At 62.0% G+C, this 23,191-nt stretch carries 20 protein-coding genes and 4 tRNA genes; 5 read left to right on the top strand and 19 right to left on the bottom strand.

What is annotated here, in order from left to right; genetic code table 11:
* Positions 1-77: 77 nt before the first annotated feature.
* From M5B96_RS24065 to rluD, 7 genes are all read right to left on the bottom strand, one after another.
* Positions 78-154, bottom strand: a tRNA-Pro gene (locus tag M5B96_RS24065).
* A gap of 93 nt (positions 155-247) precedes the next feature.
* Positions 248-323: transfer RNA gene (locus M5B96_RS24060), tRNA-Lys, on the bottom strand.
* A 5-nt stretch (positions 324-328) separates the two neighbouring features.
* Positions 329-405 (bottom strand) — tRNA-Pro (locus tag M5B96_RS24055).
* Between the two features lie 9 nt (positions 406-414).
* A tRNA-Asn gene (locus M5B96_RS24050) sits at positions 415-490 on the bottom strand.
* Between the two features lie 398 nt (positions 491-888).
* Entirely contained in the window at positions 889-3,453 is a 2,565-nt protein-coding gene (clpB, locus tag M5B96_RS24045) for an ATP-dependent chaperone ClpB (RefSeq protein WP_248799489.1), read from the bottom strand.
* A gap of 130 nt (positions 3,454-3,583) precedes the next feature.
* A complete protein-coding gene (gene pgeF / locus M5B96_RS24040; protein ID WP_248799488.1) occupies positions 3,584-4,309 on the bottom strand; it encodes a peptidoglycan editing factor PgeF in 726 nt (241 codons plus the stop codon).
* Positions 4,306-5,268: a 23S rRNA pseudouridine(1911/1915/1917) synthase RluD gene (gene rluD, locus M5B96_RS24035; protein ID WP_248799487.1), complete on the bottom strand. Its 963-nt coding sequence runs from the start codon at positions 5,266-5,268 to the stop codon at positions 4,306-4,308. Before rluD ends, pgeF begins: the two co-directional genes overlap by 4 nt.
* A 150-nt stretch (positions 5,269-5,418) precedes the next feature.
* On the opposite strand from rluD, the gene M5B96_RS24030 reads away from it, so the two are divergent.
* From M5B96_RS24030 to M5B96_RS24015, 4 genes are all read left to right on the top strand, one after another.
* Entirely contained in the window at positions 5,419-6,435 is a 1,017-nt protein-coding gene (locus M5B96_RS24030) for an outer membrane protein assembly factor BamD (protein ID WP_248799486.1), read from the top strand.
* Positions 6,436-6,670: 235 nt separating this feature from the next.
* Entirely contained in the window at positions 6,671-6,904 is a 234-nt protein-coding gene (locus M5B96_RS24025; protein ID WP_248799485.1) for a PP0621 family protein, read from the top strand.
* Positions 6,894-8,483, top strand: coding sequence for a sensor histidine kinase (locus M5B96_RS24020; protein WP_248799484.1), 1,590 nt, complete (start codon positions 6,894-6,896; stop codon positions 8,481-8,483). Before M5B96_RS24025 ends, M5B96_RS24020 begins: the two co-directional genes overlap by 11 nt.
* Positions 8,484-8,485: 2 nt before the next feature.
* Entirely contained in the window at positions 8,486-9,829 is a 1,344-nt protein-coding gene (locus M5B96_RS24015; protein ID WP_248799483.1) for a sigma-54-dependent transcriptional regulator, read from the top strand.
* 12 nt (positions 9,830-9,841) lie between these two features.
* Here the strand turns inward: M5B96_RS24015 and thiO are convergent, their stop codons facing one another.
* The 7 genes from thiO to M5B96_RS23980 are packed head-to-tail and all read right to left on the bottom strand — an operon-like array spanning position 9,842 to position 16,717.
* Positions 9,842-10,942, bottom strand: a complete 1,101-nt coding sequence (gene thiO, locus M5B96_RS24010; RefSeq protein ID WP_248799482.1) for a glycine oxidase ThiO — start codon at positions 10,940-10,942, stop codon at positions 9,842-9,844.
* Positions 10,943-10,995: 53 nt separating this feature from the next.
* On the bottom strand, positions 10,996-11,394 hold the full coding sequence (locus M5B96_RS24005) for a type IV pilin protein (protein WP_248799481.1): 399 nt from the start codon (positions 11,392-11,394) through the stop codon (positions 10,996-10,998).
* Between the two features lie 8 nt (positions 11,395-11,402).
* A complete protein-coding gene (locus M5B96_RS24000) occupies positions 11,403-14,531 on the bottom strand; it encodes a pilus assembly protein (RefSeq protein ID WP_248799480.1) in 3,129 nt (1,042 codons plus the stop codon).
* On the bottom strand, positions 14,518-15,024 hold the full coding sequence (locus tag M5B96_RS23995) for a PilX N-terminal domain-containing pilus assembly protein (RefSeq protein ID WP_248799479.1): 507 nt from the start codon (positions 15,022-15,024) through the stop codon (positions 14,518-14,520). The genes M5B96_RS24000 and M5B96_RS23995 overlap by 14 nt, the downstream gene beginning before the upstream one ends.
* Positions 15,025-15,036: 12 nt before the next feature.
* Positions 15,037-15,729: a PilW family protein gene (locus M5B96_RS23990; RefSeq protein WP_248799478.1), complete on the bottom strand. Its 693-nt coding sequence runs from the start codon at positions 15,727-15,729 to the stop codon at positions 15,037-15,039.
* On the bottom strand, positions 15,726-16,235 hold the full coding sequence (pilV, locus tag M5B96_RS23985) for a type IV pilus modification protein PilV (RefSeq protein ID WP_412548645.1): 510 nt from the start codon (positions 16,233-16,235) through the stop codon (positions 15,726-15,728). Before pilV ends, M5B96_RS23990 begins: the two co-directional genes overlap by 4 nt.
* A complete protein-coding gene (locus M5B96_RS23980; RefSeq protein WP_248799476.1) occupies positions 16,232-16,717 on the bottom strand; it encodes a GspH/FimT family pseudopilin in 486 nt (161 codons plus the stop codon). Before M5B96_RS23980 ends, pilV begins: the two co-directional genes overlap by 4 nt.
* 99 nt (positions 16,718-16,816) lie before the next feature.
* Between M5B96_RS23980 and M5B96_RS23975 the strand changes: the two genes are divergently transcribed.
* Complete coding sequence (locus M5B96_RS23975; protein ID WP_248799475.1) at positions 16,817-17,401, top strand: GspH/FimT family pseudopilin; 585 nt, start codon at positions 16,817-16,819, stop codon at positions 17,399-17,401.
* On the opposite strand, the gene ispH is transcribed toward M5B96_RS23975, so the two are convergent.
* Genes ispH through ribF form a run of 5 tightly spaced genes read right to left on the bottom strand, consistent with a single transcriptional unit; the run spans position 17,378 to position 23,092 of the window.
* Positions 17,378-18,325, bottom strand: coding sequence for a 4-hydroxy-3-methylbut-2-enyl diphosphate reductase (gene ispH / locus M5B96_RS23970; protein WP_248799474.1), 948 nt, complete (start codon positions 18,323-18,325; stop codon positions 17,378-17,380). The genes M5B96_RS23975 and ispH overlap by 24 nt on opposite strands.
* A 35-nt stretch (positions 18,326-18,360) precedes the next feature.
* Complete coding sequence (gene fkpB, locus M5B96_RS23965) at positions 18,361-18,798, bottom strand: FKBP-type peptidyl-prolyl cis-trans isomerase (RefSeq protein ID WP_412548646.1); 438 nt, start codon at positions 18,796-18,798, stop codon at positions 18,361-18,363.
* A gap of 7 nt (positions 18,799-18,805) precedes the next feature.
* Positions 18,806-19,321: a signal peptidase II gene (gene lspA, locus M5B96_RS23960; protein WP_248799472.1), complete on the bottom strand. Its 516-nt coding sequence runs from the start codon at positions 19,319-19,321 to the stop codon at positions 18,806-18,808.
* Positions 19,314-22,145: an isoleucine--tRNA ligase gene (ileS, locus tag M5B96_RS23955; RefSeq protein WP_248799471.1), complete on the bottom strand. Its 2,832-nt coding sequence runs from the start codon at positions 22,143-22,145 to the stop codon at positions 19,314-19,316. Before ileS ends, lspA begins: the two co-directional genes overlap by 8 nt.
* Positions 22,142-23,092 carry a bifunctional riboflavin kinase/FAD synthetase gene (gene ribF / locus M5B96_RS23950; RefSeq protein ID WP_248799470.1) on the bottom strand — a complete coding sequence of 317 codons (951 nt, stop codon included), beginning with the start codon at positions 23,090-23,092 and terminating at the stop codon, positions 22,142-22,144. The genes ileS and ribF overlap by 4 nt, the downstream gene beginning before the upstream one ends.
* Between the last annotated feature and the right edge of the window lie 99 nt (positions 23,093-23,191).

Genomic DNA, 23,191 nt, shown 5'->3' with positions numbered 1-23,191 from the left:
TGAACAGTCCTTGATCCATCGCAGCCTCTTGAATCCAGATACAAAAAAGGCGTCCTATTGGACGCCTTGTTTGTATATGGTCGGGGTAAGGGGATTCGAACTCCTGACATCCTGCTCCCAAAGCAGGCGCGCTACCGGACTGCGCTATACCCCGGTAAAAAAAAGGCACCCGTTACAGGCGCCTTCTGCGATCAGCGCTTTTGGCCTCTGATCTTAAGATTCAATCCCAGCGAACTGGTATCAAAAATGGTGGGTCGTGTGGGATTCGAACCTACGACCAATTGGTTAAAAGCCAACTGCTCTACCAACTGAGCTAACGACCCAAAAATGGTCGGGGTAAGGGGATTCGAACTCCTGACATCCTGCTCCCAAAGCAGGCGCGCTACCGGACTGCGCTATACCCCGATTTGAAATTGGCTCCGTGACCAGGACTCGAACCTGGGACCCAATGATTAACAGTCATTTGCTCTACCGACTGAGCTATCACGGAACTACATATTTCAAGTTACAACCTTTACCGCAGACTTCCATCACTGAAAGCTTCCTCAACCAGGCTTTTGCATCGCTGCGTTCGCTTGTCTGAGGCGCGCTATTCTACAACTCTGGAAACCTCTGTCAACCCCCTAAATTGCTTTCAAGACAATGATTTGCAATCTTTTTTCCGAATTTCCCTTGTAAGAGAAGTCCGAGGGGTGACGTACTGCGGGGCGCACTTTACAAGCCTTTGCCCCTGAGTTCAACGCCCTTTCGAAAAAAAGCCTTCCAAAATCGCAATCCCCCCTTTGTAGGCGCCAGCTTGCTGGCGATAGCGGTCGCATAGTCGATGCAAGACTTAGCGGCCTCATCGCCGGCAAGCCGGCTCCGGGGATCGTGCAGATCCCCAAGGACTCAGGCAAACACGATCTCGTCGTTGGCCACCGTGGCCGTCACGCTGGTTCCCGGCAGGAATTGCCCCGACAGGATCAGTTGCGCCAACGGGTTCTCGATCCAGCGCTGGATCGCGCGTTTGAGCGGCCGCGCGCCATAGACCGGGTCGTAACCTACCGCGATCAGCTTATCCAAGGCCTCGTCGCTCAGCTCCAGCTTCAGCTCGCGCTCCGCCAGACGGCTACGCAGGCGACCCAACTGGATCTCGGTAATGCCAGCGATCTGATCTCGCGCCAGGGGCTCGAAAATCACCACCTCGTCAATCCGGTTGATGAACTCCGGCCGGAAATGCGTACTCACCGCGTCCATGACCGCCGCCCGTTGCGCTTCACGATCTCCCACCAGTTCCTGGATCTGTACCGAGCCCAGGTTGGAGGTCATCACGATCACGGTATTGCGGAAATCCACGGTACGACCATGGCTATCGGTCAGGCGACCGTCTTCCAGCACTTGCAGCAGGATGTTGAACACATCCGGGTGGGCCTTCTCGACCTCGTCCAGGAGGATCACCGAGTAAGGCTTGCGCCGCACCGCCTCGGTCAGGTAACCGCCCTCCTCATAGCCCACATAGCCTGGTGGAGCCCCGATCAGGCGGGCCACGGAGTGTTTCTCCATGAACTCCGACATATCGATGCGCACCATGGCCTCCTCGGTATCGAAGAGGAACTCGGCCAGCGCCTTGCACAGCTCGGTCTTGCCCACGCCGGTCGGGCCGAGGAACATAAAGGAACCGCTCGGCCGGTTCGGATCGGACAAACCGGCCCGGGAGCGCCGCACCGCGTTGGCCACCGCCACCACCGCCTCGTTCTGGCCGATCACGCGCTGGTGCAGCAGGCTCTCCATCTTCATCAGCTTGTCGCGCTCACCTTCGAGCATCTTGGACACCGGAATACCAGTCCACTTCGACACGACTTCAGCGATTTCCTCTTCAGTCACTTTGCTGCGCAGCAGCTGGTTCTCGCTCTTGCCATGCTGGTCGACCATCTGCAGGCTGCGTTCCAGATCCGGAATCACGCCATATTGCAGTTCAGCCATACGATTGAGGTCGCCCTTGCGGCGTGCCGCTTCCAGTTCCTGGCGCGACTGCTCGATTTTCTGCTGGATCTGCGCCGAGCCCTGCACTTCGGCTTTTTCCGAAGTCCAGACTTCTTCCAGATCGGCGTACTCGCGCTCCAGGCGGACAATTTCTTCCTGGAGTTTTTCCAGGCGCTTTTTTGCCGCTTCGTCGTCTTCTTTCTTCAGGGCCTGGGATTCGACCTTGAGCTGGATCAGGCGCCGCTCCAGACGGTCCAGCACTTCCGGCTTGGAGTCGATCTCCATGCGGATACGGCTGGCGGCCTCGTCGATCAGGTCGATGGCCTTGTCCGGCAACTGGCGGTCGGTGATATAGCGATGACTGAGCTTGGCCGCCGCGATAATCGCACCGTCGGTGATCGCCACCTTGTGGTGCACTTCATAACGCTCTTTCAGGCCGCGAAGGATGGCAATGGTGTCCTCTTCGCTCGGCTCATCCACCAGCACCTTCTGGAAGCGCCGCTCGAGGGCCGCGTCCTTCTCTATATATTGGCGATATTCATTGAGCGTGGTCGCCCCGACGCAGTGCAGCTCGCCACGGGCCAAGGCCGGCTTGAGCATGTTGCCCGCATCCATCGAGCCCTCGCCCTTGCCGGCGCCGACCATGGTGTGCAGTTCGTCGATAAACAGAATGATCTGCCCTTCCTGCTTCGACAGTTCGTTGAGCAGCGACTTCAGGCGTTCTTCGAACTCGCCGCGGTACTTGGCGCCGGCAATCAGCGCGCCCATGTCCAGGGACAGCAGGCGCTTGCCCTTCAGGCCATCCGGCACCTCGCCATTGATGATGCGCTGGGCCAGGCCCTCGGCAATCGCGGTCTTGCCCACACCGGGCTCACCGATCAGTACCGGGTTGTTCTTGGTCCGCCGTTGCAGCACCTGGATCGTGCGGCGGATCTCGTCATCACGACCGATCACCGGATCGAGCTTGCCCTCTTCGGCGCGCTTGGTCAGGTCGACGGTGTACTTGTCCAGGGCCTGGCGCGCGCCTTCGGCGTTGGGGTCATTGACCGCCTCGCCGCCGCGCAGGTTGTTGATGGCATTCTCCAGGGCCTTCTTGCTCACGCCCTGGCCGAGCAGCAACTTGCCCAGCTTGCTGTTCTCGTCCATGGCGGCGAGCAGCACCAGCTCGCTGGAAATGAATTGGTCGCCCTTCTGCTGGGCCAGGCGATCGGCCTGGTTGAGCAGGCGCGCCAGATCCTGGGACATGTTCACGTCGCCGGTGGGATTCTGGATTTTCGGCAGGCGATCGAGCTCTTTGCTCAGTTCCTTGCGCAGGCTGTTGATATCGAAGCCGACCTGTAACAGCAGCGGCTTGATCGAACCGCCCTGCTGCTCCAGCAGCGCCTGCATCAAGTGCGCAGGCTCAATGGCCGGATGATCGTGGCCGACCGCCAGGGATTGGGCGTCTGACAACGCCAACTGCAATTTGCTGGTTAAACGATCTATACGCATGAGTCACCTTCCTTTGGAGCAGGCCGGAGCAAAGGACGCACCTGAATAAAGAAACCTGCCAGATGCCCCAGTAGATGCGGCCTATTCTGAGAGATTCAAGCGTCACAAGCTTGACGAAGATCAGAAGAGTCTAGTCTTGCAGCCAGATCAGGGAGGCGAAGCGACCGGTACGCGGACTGCGCCGGTAGGAGAAAAAGCGCGGATCGCTGACCGTACACAGCCCGCCACCATGGACGGCGCTGATTCCACGGGCAGCCAGGCGCAGACGCGCCAGGGCATAGATGTCAGCCATGAAGCGCCCGGCATTGACGCTGGGGACGAAGGCTTCGATTGTTTCAGGATGCGTAGAGAGAAAGGCTTCGCGCACTTCCGCCCCGACTTCGAAGGCCCCGGGACCGATGGCCGGGCCGAGCCAGACGAGGATCTGCGAGGCCGGCACGTCCAGGCGCTCGACGGTGGTTTCCAGCACACCCGCGGCCAACCCGCGCCAACCGGCGTGGGCTGCCGCCACACGAGTACCGGCACGGTCGCAAAACAGCACCGGCAGGCAATCGGCGGTCATCGAGGTGCAGGCAATGCCCGGAGTACGGGTCCAGCTAGCGTCGGCTTCGGCGGTCAGCGTCGGATCGGCCTCGACCACCCCGACACCATGCACCTGGCGTAGCCAGGCGGGCTGAATGGCGAAGGTATCGGTGAGCCGGCGGCGATTTTCCGTGACGGCGAGCGGGTCGTCGTCGACATGGTCGCCGAGGTTGAGACTGTCGAACGGCGCCAGGCTGACGCCGCCCGCCCGCGTGGTCACGCAGGCCCTGACCCGGGCCGGCGCAGGCCAGTCGGGAATCAGCCAGTCACTCACCCGACGAACGCCTCGCGGTCCTGCTTGAGCAGCGTCAGCAACCAGACGAAATCGTCCGGCAGCGGCGATTCCCAGCTCATGCGCTTACCGCTGGTCGGATGATCCAACTCGAGGAAGCGTGCGTGCAGGGCCTGGCGCGGGAAGTTTTTCAGCGATTCGACCATGGTCACGCTGGCCGCCGGCGGAATACGGAAGCGACCGCCGTAGGCCGGATCGCCGACCAACGGGAAGTTGATGTGGGCCATGTGCACGCGAATCTGGTGGGTACGACCGGTCTCCAGCTTGACCCGGACATGGGTGTGGGAACGGAAGCGCTCCAGCACGCGATAGTGACTCACCGCCTGCTTGCCGCCCTCCATTACCGCCATGCGCTGGCGCTGCTGGCCGTGACGACCGATGGGCGCATTGATCTTGCCGCCGGCGGTGACCACGCCGATCACGATGCATTCGTAGATCCGGCTGACGCTACGGCTCTGCAATTGCGTGACCAACTGCGTCTGCGCCTGGATGGTCTTGGCCACCACCATCAGACCGGTGGTGTCCTTGTCCAGGCGATGCACGATACCCGCGCGCGGCACATTGATGATATCCGGCACGTGGTGCAGCAAGGCGTTGAGCAAGGTGCCGTCGGCATGACCGGCGGCCGGATGCACCACCAGGCCCGCGGGCTTGTTGATCACCAGGATATCGTCGTCTTCATAGACGATATCGAGTTCGATATCCTGGGCGATCCATTCACCCTGAGCTTCCTGCTCGGCAGTCAGTTCAAGAACAGCACCGCCATGGACAATGTCGCGTGGGCGGATAACCGCTCCATCCACAGTCAGGCGGCCGTCTTTGATCCAGGCGGAAAGGCGCGAGCGTGAGTGCTCAGCGAAGAGTTGGGCGGCGACTTGATCGAGGCGTTGACCGCCCAGTTCGGACGGCACCTCTGCGCGAAGTTCAATTTTATCGGACATGCTCGGACTAGGCGTCGGCACAGCCTTTGGTTTCGGCTGCGCGCTTGTGGTTAAATACGGCGTCTTTTGCCCCGAGGCTATCAACGGGGCACTCATCATAACAGGACGGCCCCGCCCAAGACAGCGGCCGTCATAGGGACGCAAGCCGCCATGCAAGTGAGACACCTGCTGCTGATCGCCATCCTCGCACTGACTGCTGCTTGCTCGTCGAAGGAAGTCGTCGACGAAAACTTGAGCGAAGTCGAGCTGTACCAGCAGGCGCAGGCCGACCTGGACAACCACAGCTATACCAGCGCCACCGCCAAGCTCAAGGCTCTGGAGTCGCGTTATCCGTTCGGTCGCTACGCCGACCAGGCCCAGCTCGAACTGATCTACGCCAACTACAAGAATGGCGAGCCGGAGGCTGCCAAGTCGGCCGCCGAGCGTTTCATTCGCCTGCACCCGCAGCATCCGAACGTCGACTACGCCTATTATCTCAAGGGCCTGACCTCGTTCGACCGCGACGTCGGCCTGCTGGCGCGCTTCCTGCCGCTGGACATGACCAAGCGTGACCCGGGCGCGGCCCGCGACTCCTACAACGAGTTCGCCCAGCTCACCAGCCGCTACCCGAACAGCCGCTACGCGCCGGACGCCAAGCAGCGCATGATCTACCTGCGCAACCTGCTGGCGGCCTACGAGATCCACGTCGCCGACTACTACCTGACCCGTCAGGCCTATGTCGCCGCGGCCAACCGCGGTCGCTATGTAGTGGAAAACTTCCAGGAAACCCCTTCGGTCGCTGACGGCCTGGCGGTGATGGTCGAGTCGTACCAGCGCCTGCACCTGGACGAACTGGCGGCCTCGAGCCTCGAAGTGCTGAAAAGCAACTACCCGACCCATCCATCGCTGGTGGATGGTCAGTTCGTGCCACGCGTGGCCGAGGCCGACAACCGTTCGTGGATGAGCAAGGTGACCCTCGGCCTGATCGAATCCCGTCCACCGCTGCCGCCGGGAGAAACCCGCGCCAACCAGGACGTGGTCCGGCAGTTCCAGGACGCCAAGGATGCGATTCCGTCAGACTTGAAACCACTGGAAGGCGATGCCGCCCAGGAAGATCAGCACCAGGCCGAAGGCAACAACAGCAACCGCTCCTGGTTCAGCTACATGACTTTCGGCGTGTTCGACTGAGTCCACTCTCTATGGGAGCGGAGCTTGTCGGATCACCGCACCGCCGCGAAGAGGCCCTTGAGGCCGCCAAAAGCTTCGCGGGCAAGCTCCGCTCCCACATGACCGGCGACAAGCATCAGAAAAGAGCCTTTCGAGGCTCTTTTTTTTGCCTTCCTGACGCCCCCCATCAAATGCGCTGTGCGCCCGGCATGTCCTTGGCTAAACTGCCGGATCATTTGCCAATAAGCGGGTTGCCATGGTTCGCCTACTGTTCTGGATTGCACTGATTGCGGCCGCCGTGTGGTTCTGGCGCAAATTCAATCGGCCCGCCGCCCCCACCCGCCCGGCGGACGCACTGGATGCCGCGCCCATGGTCCGTTGTGCCCATTGCGGCGTGCACCTGCCCCGTGACCGCGCCCTGAACGTGGAACAGGCCTGGTATTGCAGCCAGGCCCACCTCGAGCAAGGCCCGGGCCCTCGTGAGCGCTGAGACCTTCAGTCTCGGCGGTGCCCAGGCCCAGCGCCTGCTCCGGCTTTATCACCTCTACCGCCTGAGTATCGGCATCGCCCTGGTGTTGCTGATCTCCAGCAAGATGGACGACAAGTTGCTGGCGCTGGCCGACGGCGAGCTGTTTCGCACCGGCAGCTGGATCTATCTGATCCTGAATATCCTGGTGGTGGCCCTGCTGGAAAACCCCAAGCGCCAGGGCCAGGTCTTCACCCTGGCGCTGGCCGATGCGGTGATGCTGTCCGGCCTGTTCTATGCCGCCGGCGGCGCACCGAGCGGCATCGGCAACCTGCTGATCGCCTCCGTGGCCATCAGCAACGTGCTGCTGCGCGGCCGGATCGGCCTGCTGATCGCCGCCGTCTCGGCCATCGGTATCATCTACCTGACCTTCTACCTGAGTTTCAGCCGCCCGGACGCCGCCAGCTATTATGTGCAGGCCGGCTTGCTGGGCATCTTGTGCTTCGCTGCCGCGGTATTGGTGCAGGGCCTGACCCGGCTGCTGGCGGTGAGCGAAAACCTCGCCGAACAACGCGCCAGCGACGTTACCAACCTGGAAGAGCTCAACGCCCTGATCCTGCAACGCATGCGCACCGGCATCCTGGTGCTCGACGAGCAACACCGGGTACAGCTGGCCAATCAAGGGGCGCTGACGCTGATGGGCGAGCAGGACCTGAGCGGCCATGTGATCGACGCTTATTCCGTGGAACTGGTCGAACGCCTGCAGGTGTGGCAAAGCAACCCGACCCTGCGCCCGCGCAGCCTGAAAATCCTCGGCGCCGGCCCCATCCTGCAACCCAGCTTCATCGCCCTGAAACGCGGCGAACACACCCAGACCCTGGTTTTCCTCGAAGACCTGTCACAGATCGCCCAGCAGGCCCAACAGCTCAAGCTGGCCGCCCTCGGGCGCCTGGCCGCCGGCATCGCCCATGAAATCCGCAACCCGCTGGGCGCCATCAGTCATGCAGCGCAGTTGCTGCAGGAGTCGGAGCTGATGCCGGAGGCGGATCGCCGTCTTACGCAGATCATCCAGGACCAATCCAAGCGCATGAACCTGGTGATCGAGAACGTGCTGCAACTGTCCCGGCGACGCCAGACACAAGCGCAACTGCTCCACCTCAATGACTGGCTGCAGGCCTTCGTCAACGAATGGCGCGAACGCGCCCGCCCCAGGCAGTGCCTGCACCTGCAAATCGATGACGCGCACCTGCAGACCCGCGCCGATCCGCTGCAACTGGCCCAGGTACTGAACAACCTGCTGGAAAACGGCCTGCGCTACAGCGCCCAGTTGCATGAACTGGCGCAGGTCTGGCTGACCTTGGCAGTGGACCCGAACAACGGGCTGCCGACCCTGGAAGTCGTGGACAACGGCCCCGGCGTCGCCGCCGAGCAGCGTCAACATCTGTTCGAACCCTTCTTCACCACCGAGAGCCAGGGCACCGGCCTGGGCCTCTACCTGTCCCGCGAGCTATGCGAAAGCAACCAGGCCCGCCTAGACTACTCGGTACGCCAAGGCGGCAGTTGCTTTCGCATCACCTTCGCTCACGCACGCAAACAGAGTTGAACATGAGCCCACGGCAGAAGATCCTGATCGTCGACGATGAACCGGATATCCGCGAACTCCTGGAAATAACCCTGGGCCGGATGAAACTCGACACCAGCAGTGCCCGCAACGTGGCCCAAGCCCGGGAAAAGCTGGCCGAGGAAAGTTTCGACCTGTGCCTGACCGACATGCGCCTGCCGGACGGTACCGGCCTTGAGCTGGTGCAGCATATCCAGCAACGTTATCCGCAGTTGCCGGTGGCGATGATCACCGCCTATGGCAGCCTCGACACCGCAATCAACGCCCTGAAATCCGGCGCCTTCGACTTCCTGACCAAACCGGTGGACCTGGCGCGCCTGCGCGAACTGGTCGCCAGTGCCCTGCGCCTGCCCAGCAGCGGGGGCAAGCAGCCATCCATCGACAGCCGGCTGCTGGGCGATTCACTGCCCATGCGTGCCCTGCGCAAGCAGATCGACAAACTGGCGCGCAGCCAGGCGCCGGTGTATATCAGCGGCGAATCGGGCAGCGGCAAGGAATTGGTGGCGCGACTGATCCATGAACAGGGGCCACGCGCCGAACGGCCATTCGTGCCGGTGAACTGCGGGGCGATTCCGGCCGAACTGATGGAAAGCGAGTTTTTCGGTCATCGCAAAGGCAGTTTTACCGGCGCGGTGGAGGACAAGCCGGGGCTGTTCCAGGCGGCCAATGGCGGCACGCTGTTTCTCGATGAAGTCGCCGACCTGCCGCTGGCGATGCAGGTCAAGCTGCTGCGCGCCATCCAGGAAAAGGCCGTGCGCAGTGTCGGCGGCCAGCAGGAGGAAATCGTCGATGTGCGGATCCTCTGCGCTACCCACAAGGATCTGAACGCCGAGGTCGCTGCCGAGCGTTTTCGCCAGGACCTCTACTATCGCCTGAACGTCATCGAGTTGCGGGTACCGCCCTTGCGCGAGCGTCGCGACGACATCGAGCCCCTGGCCACCAATGTCCTTGAACGACTGGCCTCGGGCAGCGGCATGCCGGCCGCCCGCTTGCATCCGCTGGCGCTGGATACGCTCAAGGGCTATCGCTTCCCGGGTAACGTCCGCGAACTGGAGAACATGCTCGAACGGGCCTACACCCTGTGTGAAAACGAACAGATCGAAGCCGGCGACCTGCGCCTGGCCGAAGGCGGCGGGAGCTGCGCGCAAGTCGGTGAGCCGAGCCTGGCGCAGATCGACAATCTGGAGGATTACCTGGAGAGCATAGAGCGCAAGCTCATTCTCCAGGCGCTGGAAGAAACCCGCTGGAACCGCACGGCGGCAGCCCAGCGCTTGAACCTGTCGTTTCGTTCAATGCGCTATCGGCTGAAGAAGCTCGGGCTGGATTGAGGTCTATCCAGCTCAGATCCGGCCCGCGGGCGCATAAGGCGCCGGATTGATGATCGGCTCACGCCCGAGCAACAGATCGGCAAACAACTGGCAGGACGCCGGTGCCAGCACCAGCCCATTGCGATAATGCCCGCAGTTCAGCCATAACCCGTCGAACCCCGGCACCCGACCGATATAAGGGATGCCCTCGGGCGAACCCGGTCGCAATCCCGCCCAATGCCCGACCACTTCGGCCTGCGCCAACGCCGGAATCAACTCCACCGCCGACGCCTTGAGGCTTTCCAATGCCGACAGCGTCGGTGTCTTGTCGAAACCCTCATGCTCCAGCGTGCTACCCACCAGGATATGTCCGTCACGCCGGGGAATCGCATAACGGCCCTTGGCCAGGACCATGCTCGAAAGGAAATCCGCCGCGCACTTGTAGAGAATCATCTGGCCCTTGACCGGCTCCACCGGCAGCGCCAGCCCCAGGCGACCCAATAGCTCGCCGCTCCAGGCCCCCGCCGCCAGCACCACCTGATCGGCACGTAGCTCGTCGGTGGCGGTGCGCACGCCGACCACCCGCTCGCCGTCACGGAGAAACCCGACGACTTCGCACTGCTCGTGAATCGTCACATTGGGCAAGGCCTGCAAAGCCGTCTTGAGGGACTTCACCAGGCGCGGATTGCGCACATTGGCGACATCGGCCATGTAGATGGCCCGGGAATAGCCCTCGCCCATCACCGGCACCGCGTCGTGCACCGCCGAGATATCCACCGCGCTCAGGGGACGCCGTTCACGTTCGGCCCAGGCCAGGGCCTCGGCTTCGTCATCCAGGTCGAGCCAGTACAGGCCGGTGGTATGAACCTCGGGATCGACCCCCGTGCTGGCAAACAGGCGCTCGCCCAGTTGCGGATAGAAGTCCTGGGACCAATGGGCCAGGGCCGTGACCGCCGGACTGTAGCGCCAGGGATACAGCGGGGAAACGATACCGCCGCCGGCCCAGGAAGACTCCTGGCCAAGTCCGGAACGATCGAGCAAGGTCACTTGCCCGACCTCAGCGGCCAGATTGAAGGCAGTCAGCAGGCCAATCACGCCGCCGCCGATGATTACCACATGTTGTTGCCCGGCCATCTCATCATCCAACCAGAAAAGGAAACAGGCGCCAAACTACGCCCACAAAAGCCTCAACGCCCCCAGCAGTCCTTGGTCGTCGCGCCCACGGCGCCAGGATTGCCCCGCAGCCCAGTGTTGTCGAGTGTGTAATTGCCGCACATGTCACCCACCATCATCGACCCGGGGCTCGGCGTGGCCGTCAGGGTGTAGGTCGTAGCGGTAAGGGCGGAAGAGATACCGTAGTAGCTATTGCCCGCGCTCAGGCCAGTCGCACCGACGTAGGTCGCGTTTCTGGTATAGAACCGCTCCAGGGTTTGCGCCTGCTCGGAAATCAGTTCGGCGATTTCATAGCGATGGGTCTTTCTCACATACGCGCTGTAGTTGGGATAGGCCACGGCCGCCAGAATACCGACCACCGCCACAGCGATCATCAGCTCGATCAGGGTGAAACCGCTACTGGTTCTACGCATTGAGTCTCTCACTGTAATTGACGCCACATGATACGTCGGTTGTTCACACCACCGAGTTCCAACGGACCACCTGGCCCGCCCGGTCCACCCGGCAACCCCATCAACATCTGGGAACCATCGGAATTACTCATTAGCCCGGCCAGGTTCGGCACCCCGCCAACGAAGTTCATACCGCTGATAATCTGGTCGCTGGCATTGACCTTGCGGTCGCCATTGGTATCCAGTACCGCATAGGTCAGCATCGCCCCGGTGACGGCGTCGACATCCATGAAGCGCCCGGATCCCGAACTTGAACAGGGGTCGCTGGTGTCGACAATCGCCGTGGTGAAAAACAGTCGGCCAAAACTCAGCACCGCCGGGTAGATCACCCGCTCCCCGGTCAGCACACTGTTGAGCACCAGGGAAAAGTAGAAGCCTTTCTTGCTGGTGTAGTCGACGGCGTTCTGGCTGGAGGTGAAGTTCACACTGCCCGTGGCAGGCGCATTGAGGGTCTGCGCCACCAGGCTGCTTTCCGTGATACTGGCGGTGGCGCCATCGTTGTCGAGCACGGCATAGAACGCCTGGCGCGCGGTGCTGGTCTTGTCCGCCGTCTCGCTGAGCTTGCCGGTACCGAAGTAAACCAGCTTGCCCTGCCCCGGCAGATTGCCGATGACCGGCTGAGCAGTAATCGGTTGCGCCGCGCCGCCCGAGGCGGTGAACAGCGGGGCTCCGGAAAAGGCGACTTTCCAGTTGGCCGGGGCCGCGGCGGTCAGGTCGAACTTCCACATCTGCCCCTTGAGATCACCACCATAGGCATACAGCACCTGGCTCTGCGCATTGACCCGCAGCTTCACCGAGCTCAAGCCATTGTTGCCGGTGCTGTCGACGGGAATCTCGGTGATGACCGAGCCGTCACTCATATCCAGTACCAGCAGCGAAGCCACCCCGTTGAAACTGCCGTAGCCATTGCCAATGAACGCCGCCCAGCGACCGTCCTGCAAGCGCGCCACCTCCGGCTTGGCGTAGGCGTACCCCAGGTTGTTGTACTTGTTGCCGGTGGTGGAGACATCCGGAGCCTTGACGTCCCACAAGGCATTGATCGTATTACCGGCCGAAGCGTCATACAGCTGAATCGCGAAGAACGCCTTGCCCCCCGCCCCCACGCCGCCCACGGCAATGGTCTTCCAGGTGGTGCCAGGCTTGGCGTCCACCACCGATATCTGGCCGTCGGCGAGGAATTTGTGCGTGGTGCCATTGATGTAGGCCGGGTCAGCTACATAGTGCAGATTGGTCAGGACGCTGGAGGGCATGTAGGCATAAAGACGACTGCCCGTGGTCGGATTGATCACATTGAAGAAGCCGTCGTTGGCGTTCACCACCAAGCGCGGACTCATCCCGGTCGAGGAGGACTTGCCGTCCAGGTAAGCGGTATAGCTGGTATCACCGGTGAGATCGGACGCCGTATGGTCGTTGGGCGATGCATAGACCAGACGCGAATTGACGATATCGCCAAGGAGTACGGTGCGGGTCTTGAGGCCGGTCTTGTTGACGCCCATGCTCCATTGCACCAGGTCGCTGCCGCTGATCCCCGTGGGCAGGCTGGCGCTGAGGGCGTTTTGCTGAGGAATGGAGAAGTTGGTGTATGCCAGGGTGATTGCTGTATTGGGGGTTGTACCGGTATTCCAGGACTGGAAGGTTGCGGTGTTGGTGCTCCCTGGAACAATGGTGGTGTCGGTGGTCCAGTTGGCGCTGGTGTTGAGCGATCCGTCACTACCGAATCCGAAGGCCTTGATGGTCCCGCGCCAGTCGGTCGGGTCGTACTGGGAGGTGTAGTAGAGCGAGCCGGTATTCAAGCTCGACGAACTTGCGGTGCCACCACCACCGGAGCCGGCCTTGGACGTGATGTCGTTCAAGGCCGCCGACAATGCGGTATTCAGGCCGGCACTGTCAGAGGCTTGATAGTAAATACCGTGACCATAGCTGGCCGTATCGGCAAGCATCTGGTTGGCGGCGGTAAAACCCACGGCGTAGGTGAACATGTTCTGTTTCGGGTAGTCGCTTGCATCCCAGCTCTTGCCGGCGGCGTCGTTGCCAGCGGAGCGCATGTCAATGTCATAAGCGAACTTGGCCATGTCATCCAGGAACAGCGAGTCGCCCTCAGCGTCCCCGCCCAGCGGGTTGTTCCCATCGTTGTTGATGCCATCCCAGTTCGGAATATTCGCCCCCCCCAAAGGGTCATCGCTGGGGAAAGTCCGGTCATAGGTCGGAAAGCCGTCGGTGATCACCACACCATAGTTTTTCTGGCAACGGTACTGGATCGGGCTGGTGTAAGCGGTGCTCGACGAGTTGTAGTACGGCGTCATGCCACGAAAATAACGGGTAATCTCATAGTAGGTTTCAGCCAGTGGCGTGTTGGCAATCGCCGCCAGCCCGCTGATGGATGACAGCAAGGCGTTGTAGTTGGAGTCCGCTACGGCCTGGGTGGTCGAACTGGTCACCGCCAGATCGTTGATCGCCCGGACGATATAGCCACCGGGGCCGGAGTCTCCGGTACGAGGCGGGTTGAAGGTCGCCAGGCCGATGCGCAGGTTGCGGTTGCTGGTTACCAGCGTCGAGGACACGTTACGCGCCACGTTGACCCGGTAGTCGTTGGGGATCGAACCGTCGGTGTAGTCCTTGGTCGCGCCCGTCATTTGGCCGATCAGGTACGCCAGGTATTTGCTGGAGATACGCGTATTGCCACTCCCTACCGGATCGGGCAATTTGAGGCAGTAGACACTGCCACTGGACGTGAGCTTGAAACCGTAGTAGCCCGAGGTGCAGGTACCCCGATTGAAATTACCAATGATCAGGTTGTCACTGGTCATGTCCAGGGTAATAAGGTTGTTACTGCTGCAACTGGAGTTCGAACCACAGTTATAGACCTGGGGGCGGGTCGCGGTCGGGTCAAAACCTGTTGGCCAGATCAGGTTGTTCATACTGCCGGAGTCGTCCACCAGCAACATCACGTTCGGCGGCACGGAGCCTGCACTCAACAACGGTGAGTCAGAAGGGGTGAAAGCATAGGCCGGCGCACTGAGGTACAACCCCAGAAGGCCCCCGGCCAGCCAGGGCATCAGTTTCGAGCGCAGGCGATCCAGGCGCTTACTTCTTGACATAGATGCTCTCCAGCACGGTTTTCGAGGTGCCTTGCACACCCACGCCGGTAATTCGGTACAGGGTCCAGGGCAGGCTGTCTTCCATACCCGCCAGGTTCATGTTCACCGGATCCTTGGTGGTACCCAGCTTCTGGATGCCATAGAAACCGCTGCTGCTCGCGACCCAGGTCACCCCGGAAGTAGCGTTTGTTCCCGCGACCAGGGCCGTATTCGGATCCACCGCCTCGGCGGGCGGCGCGCATTTCGTCTTGTTCGGACACACGGCCAGGCTGTAGGCCTGTGCCTGCACTATGGTTTCCCCGGCCCGCAGGGCCGTTTCGGCGAACTGGAAGGACTCGTTGCGCAACTTGACGCTACCCGCCATTTTTTCCTGCAGGTTGGCGTTCTGCATCGACGAGATGCCGATCAGGGTCAGCAGCAGCAGGAATACCAGGCTGACCAGCAGGGCCATGCCGCGCTGCGCGCCCGAGCCCGGGACAGAATAATGATTCATGGACATCCCCCCTTATCTCAACCGATTGCGTACGGCCGCCACGACACTGAAGGTTTGGTTGCGCACTTTGCTGGTGGGGTCCTGCAAGGTCAGGGTCAGGCGCACGCTGCGGATCAGCGCCGGATTACCCGGGGTGACGGAGTAACTGGAGGCCACGGTATCGGCTGGCGTCTTGGCCATGCCGAAGAGCACGCTGAAGGCGTTCACATTGTTGATCAGGGCCTGCGCGCCAAGATAGATCTGGTTGGTCTTGAAGGTGTAGGCCACTTGCCGGAGCGGAATGGCGATCTGCCCTGCCGCCGGCGCAACTACCCCGTCGTTTGCCGTGGAAAGGACCAGGCAGTCGGACAGCACCGTCCAGTTCTGCCCCGTTCCGTTCGCTCCGACATCCGCGGTAACCAGGGTCAGGATATTGTTGCCGCTGTCCCAGGTGATCGGGTTCGCCATCGCCGTGGTATAGGTATTCGAAGCACTCAAGTCCGCCACGGTGCCCACGCACCCGATCATGCCCACCATACGAACTTCCTGGAGCATCTTGCTCAGCACGAAACGTGCGTCCTCCTGCATAGCCGCAGAAGCTGTCTGGCTGCTGTAGGTGGACTTGGCCGCAAAAAAAATCTGGATGATACCGGCGATCACCACCAGCCCCAGGGTCAGGGCAATCATGAGCTCGATCAGGCCGAAGCCTCGGGACTGCTTCTTCATGTTCCGGTCCATACAGTGGCGATCTGGCTGACCAGGGTAAAAGTAACTCTCGCGGTACCCGCACTGGTGTTCCCGGCAGCGGTATTGGCCGCATTGGCCGCTCGCGAGTCGTCCCAGGTGATGCTGATGGTGACCACTCCTCCGGCGATCGAAACCGACGCATCGGGTGCAGTCCCCCCCAGGTTCTTCACGTTGTTGGCAAAGTCCGACAGGTCCTGGTCACGCACACCGGATATCGTGGACGGCGCCGCGGCCACATTGGCCAGTTGATAAGCCGCACCCGGACTCGAACACGGACTGAACGACGCATTCGAACACGGATTGGCGCGAATGCGGTCGAGCAGGTCATAGGCAATGAAGCTGGCCTGGGTGCTGGTCGTCGAACTGTCGGTGTACCTCAGGGCATTGAGTTGCAGCGCAGCCGCGCCGAGCAGACCGACGGCCAGGACCAGCATGGCGACCAGGACCTCGATCAGGCTCACCCCGGCCTGACGATGACGCTTCATGGGCAACTCCCATTCAGTGCGATCCGCCCCGTGAGACAGACGCTGAGGGTATTGGTATAGGCACCCTCGACAAACGACAGGGTCACCGCCGTCGTCGGGGAAACCAGGGCCCCGAGGTTATTGAACTCGATGAAGGTAACCGTGCTGGCCGCCATCGTCGCGCTGCTCGACATGGCCGGCACCACCCGCAATACGTTCGCCCGCAAATTGGTCCCGGTCGTTGCTCCCGTCGTGGTGCTCTGCCCGCCCGTCCAATCGCTCCCGGCTCCGCTCGTGGGACCGATACGCACGTTCACGCCGCGGTTGATGGCCTCAAGACGGGTGTAGTTCAACGCACGCTGCAGGTCACTCGCCTCGGAGTCGGCCTTGCTCTTCTGGATGCTGCTGGTAAAGGAAGGCGCGGCAATGGCGGTCAGGATCGCCAGCACGGCGATCGTGACCATCAGCTCGACCAAGGTAAACCCTTTGGTACCTTGAAACATATGCGCACTCCCCCGCCCATTGCCCTGGACTATAACTAGCCTTACCGTCCGAACCACCCGACGACAGGATATACGGTTGTTTTGGATGGACCAGTGCACATGGACCGCGCAATGAAAATAAACAGGGAGGTGTTCGGCATGCCACAGCGAGGTCTAAGCCTGATTCAGTTACTGATCGGACTGAGCCTGATCGCCCTGTTCGCGCACCTTGCCATGCCATCCTTCAGGGAAACACTCGACGCCCACCGTCGACAGGTATCGGCCGAAGAGCTGGTCGCCGGTCTGCGCACTGCAAGAACGGAGGCCATCCTGCGCCAGCGCGATGTGGTGATCCATGCGCTGGAAGAAGATTGGAGTCGAGGCTGGCGGATCATCGTCGACCGCAGCGGCCAAGGTCACCTGGACCCGGACAACCCGGTGCTGGTTGAACGACGTGGCGATGGCCTGACACCGATCAAAGGCAACCGCTGGCTCGAGCAATTTGTCCGCTTCACCGCGCTCGGCTCAATCAACCCGCAGAACGGTGCCTCGATGGGAGGGACGGTGCATATCTGTGCCACCGACCGCGCCGTCAGCCACCATCAAGTGATCCTCGCGGCAACCGGCCGGATCCGGCTCGAAAAAAGAGAAATCCCGGAGGCGCTCTGCGCCTCCCCAGGTTTACAGCAAGGAGCGAACGCGTAGTTCCTTGGGCATGGAGAAGGTCACGTTCTCCTCACGCCCGGCCAATTCATCGGCACCGCTCGCGCCCCAGGCCTGGAGCTGCTGGATCACCCCACGCACCAGCACTTCCGGCGCCGAAGCGCCGGCGGTGATGCCGATCCGCTCGACACCGTCGAACCAGCTGCGCTGCAGGTCTTCGGCACCGTCGATGAGATAGGCCGGCGTCGACATGCGCTCGGCCAACTCACGCAAGCGGTTGGAGTTGGAGCTGTTCGGGCTGCCCACCACCAACACCACATCGCACTCGTCGGCCAGTTGCTTGACCGCGTCCTGGCGGTTTTGCGTGGCATAGCAGATATCGTCCTTGCGCGGCCCGCCAATGGCCGGGAAGCGCGCCCGCAGGGCATCGATAACCCGACTGGTGTCGTCCATGGACAGGGTGGTCTGGGTCACGAACGCCAGTTTTTCCGGGTTGCGCACCTGCAGGTCGGCGACGTCTTTCTCGTCTTCCACCAGGTAGATCGAACCGCCGTTGACGTCGTCGTACTGGCCCATGGTGCCTTCGACTTCCGGGTGGCCGGCATGGCCGATCAGGATACATTCACGACCGTCGCGGCTGTAGCGCGCCACTTCGATATGCACCTTGGTCACCAACGGACAGGTCGCGTCGAACACCTTCAGGCCACGCCCCGAAGCTTCCGTGCGCACGGCCTGGGAAACGCCGTGGGCACTGAAGATCACGATCACGTCATCCGGGACCTGGTCCAGCTCTTCGACGAAGATGGCGCCACGGGCACGCAGGTCTTCGACGACAAATTTGTTGTGCACCACTTCATGGCGCACGTAGATCGGCGGGCCGAAGACTTCCAGGGCCCGGTTGACGATTTCGATCGCCCGGTCCACGCCGGCGCAGAAGCCACGGGGGTTGGCGAGTTTGATATGCATGCTGTGCCTCGTGTCTTGCGCGCAAGGGGGAAATATTAAAGCGCCTTGACCTCGATGATCTCGACATCGAAGGTCAGGGTCTTGCCCGCCAGCGGGTGGTTGAAGTCAACCGTCACCTGGGCGTCGTCGAACACCTTCACCACACCGGGCAGCTCGGTATTGGCTGCATCGTTGAAGATCACCAGCAAACCTTCCGACAGCTCCATGTCCTGGAACTGCGAACGCGGGATGACCTGCACATTCTGCGGGTTCGGCTGGCCGAAGGCATTTTCCGGGGCCACTGTCAGATTACGCTTGTCACCGGCCTTGAAACCGAACAACGCCACCTCGAAGCCCGGCAGCAGGTTGCCGTCGCCAACCTTGAAGGTTGCCGGGGCCTTGTCGAAGGTGCTGTCGACAGTGTCGCCGTTTTCCAGGCGCAAGGCGAAGTGCAAGGTGACCTGGGTGTTCTGACCGATGCGTTGCTCAGCCACTGCGGATTCAGTCATGAGCGGGTTCTCCGGACTTTTTACTCTTGAACATATCCAGCGCCAGCATCACCGCACCCACGCTGATGGCGCTGTCGGCAAAGTTGAACGCCGGGAAGTACCAGCGGTTCTGCCAGTGCACCAGGACGAAGTCGATCACATGGCCAAGGGCGATGCGGTCATACAGGTTGCCCAGGGCGCCACCGAGCACCAGGGCCAGGGCGATCGCCAGCCAGGTTTCGTTGCGCCCCAGGCGCTTGAGCCAGACCACCAGCACGGCACTGACCACCAGCGCGATCAGCGCAAACAGCCAGCGCTGCCAGCCGGAGCTTTCGGCCAGGAAACTGAACGCCGCGCCGGTGTTGTAGGCCAGGGTCCAGCTGAAGTAATCGGGGATGATCACGATTTGCTGGTACAGGGTCAGCGAGCTTTCGAAGTGGAGCTTGCTGGCCTGGTCGATGACCAGGACCAACACGCTCAACCACAGCCAGCCCAGGCGGCCGAAACGGCCGGCACTGGCATTAGGCATAGTGGCGTACCTCGCCTTCGCCGCTGATATTGTCCACGCAACGACCGCAGATTTCCGGATGCTCCGGGTTGACCCCGACATCCTCGCGGTGATGCCAGCAACGGGCACACTTGGCATGGCCCGACTTGACCACCTTGAGCTTCAATCCGGCCACTTCGGTGACCACCGCATCCGCCGGGGCCAGCGCCAATGGCGCAACGGTCGCGGTGGAGGTGATCAGGACGAAACGCAGTTCGTTGCTCAGCTTGCCCAGGTCGGCCACCAGGGCCTCTTCGGCGAACAGGGTCACTTCGGCCTGCAGGTTGCCGCCGATGGCCTTGGCCGCCCGCAGGTTTTCCATCTCCTTGTTGACCGCGACCTTGACCGCCATGATCCGCTCCCAGTAGGCGCGGTCCAGCTCGATGCCTTCCGGCAGTTCGCTGAGGCCTTCGTACCAGGTGTTGAGCATGACCGACTCGTTGCGCTCGCCCGGCAGGTACTGCCACAGCTCGTCGGCGGTGAAGGCCAGGATCGGCGCGATCCAGCGCACCAGCGCTTCGCTGATATGGAACAGCGCGGTCTGGCACGAGCGCCGGGCCTTGCTGTTGGCGCCGGTGGTGTACTGGCGATCCTTGATGATGTCGAGGTAGAAACCGCCCAGCTCCTGCACGCAGAAGTTGTGCACCTTGGAGTAGACGTTCCAGAAACGGTATTCGCCGTAGTGCAGCTCCAGCTCGCGTTGCAGCAGCAGCGCGCGGTCCACGGCCCAACGGTCCAGCGCGAGCATCTCGTCGGCCGGCAACAGGTCGGTGGCCGGGTTGAAGCCGCTCAGGTTGGAGAGCAGGAAACGCGCGGTGTTGCGGATCCGCCGGTAGGCGTCGGCACTGCGCTGCAGGATCTGGTCGGACACCGCCATCTCGCCCGAGTAGTCGGTCGAGGCGACCCACAGGCGCATGATATCGGCACCCAGGGTGTCGTTGACTTTCTGCGGCGCGATCACGTTGCCCAGGGACTTGGACATCTTGCGCCCGGCTTCGTCGACGGTGAAGCCGTGGGTCAGCAGTTCGCGGTAAGGCGCGTGATTGTCGATGGCACAGCCGGTCAGCAAGGACGAGTGGAACCAGCCACGATGCTGGTCCGAACCTTCCAGGTAGAGGTCGGCGCGCGGACCGCTGTCATGGCCCATCGGGTGCGAACCACGCAGCACGTGCCAGTGAGTGGTGCCGGAGTCGAACCAGACGTCGAGGGTGTCGCTGATCTTGTCGTACAGCGGCGCTTCGTCGCCCAACAGCTCGGCGGCGTCCATCTTGAACCAGGCCTCGATGCCTTCGAGTTCGACGCGCTGGGCCACCTGCTCCATCAATTCGGCGGTACGCGGGTGCAGTTCGCCGCTTTCCTTGTTCAGGAAGAACGGGATCGGCACGCCCCAGTTACGCTGGCGGGAGATACACCAGTCCGGACGGTTGGCGATCATCGAATGCAGGCGCGCCTGGCCCCAGGCCGGGACGAACTGGGTCTCTTCGATGGCCTTGAGCGCGCGCTCACGCAGGGTGTCGCCGGCCACCGGGGCCTTGTCCATGCCGATGAACCACTGCGCGGTGGCGCGGTAGATCAACGGCGTCTTGTGCCGCCAGCAGTGCATGTAGCTGTGGCTGATGGTTTCGGTATGCAGCAGCGAACCGACTTCGGCCAGCTTGTCGACGATGCCCGCGTTGGCCTTGAAGATGAACTGGCCGCCGAAGAACTCCAGGGACTCGGCATACACGCCGTTGCTCTGCACCGGGTTGAGGATGTCATCGTTGACCATGCCGTACTGCTTGCAGATCTTGAAGTCGTCCTCGCCGTAGGCCGGGGAGCAATGCACGATGCCGGTACCGGCGCCCAGCTCGACGTAATCGGCCAGGTATACCGGCGACAGACGGTCATAGAACGGGTGACGGAAGTTGATCAGCTCCAGGGCTTCGCCCTTGGCAATGGCCAGCACCGAGCCTTCCAGCTTGTAGCGCGCCAGGCACGACTCCACCAGTTCTTCGGCCAGCACCAGCAGGCGGTCACCGACATCCACCAGGGCGTAGTTGAATTCCGGGTGGACGTTCAGCGCCTGGTTGGCCGGGATGGTCCACGGGGTGGTGGTCCAGATCACGATCGCCGCCGGCTTGGCCAGCGACGGCAGGCCGAACGCGGCGGCCAGCTTGTCCTGGTCGGCGATCGGGAAGGCCACGTCGATGGTCGAGGACTTCTTGTCCTGGTATTCGACCTCGGCTTCAGCCAGGGCCGAAGCACAATCGAAGCACCAGTTCACCGGCTTGAGGCCCTTGAACACGAAACCGCCCTTGACGATTTCGGCGAGGGCGCGGATTTCCCCGGCCTCGTTCTTGAAGTCCATGGTCTTGTAGGGGTTGGCGAAGTCGCCGAGCACGCCCAGGCGGATGAATTCGGACTTCTGCCCTTCGATCTGCTCGGTGGCATAGGCACGACACAGTTCGCGGGTCTTGTCCGCGCCCAGGTTCTTGCCATGGGTCACTTCGACCTTGTGTTCGATCGGCAGGCCATGACAGTCCCAACCCGGCACATAGGGGGCATCGAAGCCGGCCAGGGTCTTGGAACGGATGATCATGTCCTTGAGAATCTTGTTCAGCGCATGACCGATGTGAATCGTGCCGTTGGCATACGGAGGACCGTCGTGAAGAACGAACTTCGGACGATCCTTGCCAATCTCGCGCAACTTCCCGTACAGGCCAATGCTGTCCCAGCGCTGCAGGATCTGCGGTTCGCGCTGTGGCAGGCCGGCCTTCATTGGGAAGGCGGTGTCCGGAAGGTTAAGCGTGGCTTTGTAGTCGGTCATTTCAGGCTCTTTTTAAGCGGTGAACCCTGCCAGTGGGCACGGGCGGCGGCGACGTCCGCATTGATCGCCGTCTTGAGCGCCTCGAGGGAGGCGAATCGCTGCTCATCGCGCAGCTTGTGGTGGAAAACCACGGTCAAACGCCGGTCGTACAGATCACCGGCAAAATCCAGCAGATGCACTTCCAGGTGAGCGCTGCCATCACCTGAAACCGTGGGTCGCACGCCGATATTGGCGACGCCCGGCCACGGCTGGCCATCGATCTCGACGCTGACCAGGTACACCCCGGTCAACGGCACGCGACGACGCTTGAGCTGCACGTTGGCCGTCGGCGTGCCCAATTGGCGCGCCAGCTTCTGGCCATGCAGCACCCGTCCGGCAATGCGGAACGGGCGGCCGAGCAAACGCTCGGCCAGGGGGAAATCCGCTGCCGCCAGGGCATTACGCACCTGGGTGCTGCTGACCCGCAAACCGTCGAGCTCGACGGTTTGCGCCGCCTCGACAGTGAAACCGCGGGCGCTGCCGGCCTGCTGCAGGAACTCGAAGTCGCCGACGCGATCACAGCCGAAGCGGAAATCGTCGCCGACTTCCAGATGCTGCACGCCAAGACCGTCCACCAGGATGGTATCGACGAACTCGGCGGCGCTGAGCTTGCTCAGGCGCTGGTTGAAGGCCAGGCACAGGACCCGGTCGACGCCCTCGGCGGCCAACAGCTTCAGTTTGTCACGCAGCCGCGCCAGACGCGCCGGCGCGGTATCCGGAGCAAAGAACTCGCGGGGCTGCGGTTCGAAAATCACCACGCAGCTGGGTAGGCCCAACTCCAGCGCGCGCTCGCGCAGTCGGGCCAGGATAGCCTGGTGACCACGGTGAACACCGTCAAAGTTGCCAATGGTGGCGACGCAGCCCCGATGCCGGGGGCGCAGGTTGTGAAGGCCTCGAACCAGCTGCATAACGCGCTTCTTGCTCATAAAGTGGTCGATTATAACCACACCCGGCGGCCGACGACAGGCAACAGCAGCACCCAAATCGATCGAACCGACAAAACTCTC

This window comes from Pseudomonas sp. MWU13-2105 (genome assembly GCF_023242315.1).
Lineage (GTDB): Bacteria > Pseudomonadota > Gammaproteobacteria > Pseudomonadales > Pseudomonadaceae > Aquipseudomonas.
This window is presented reverse-complemented; position numbering and strand designations above follow the sequence as displayed.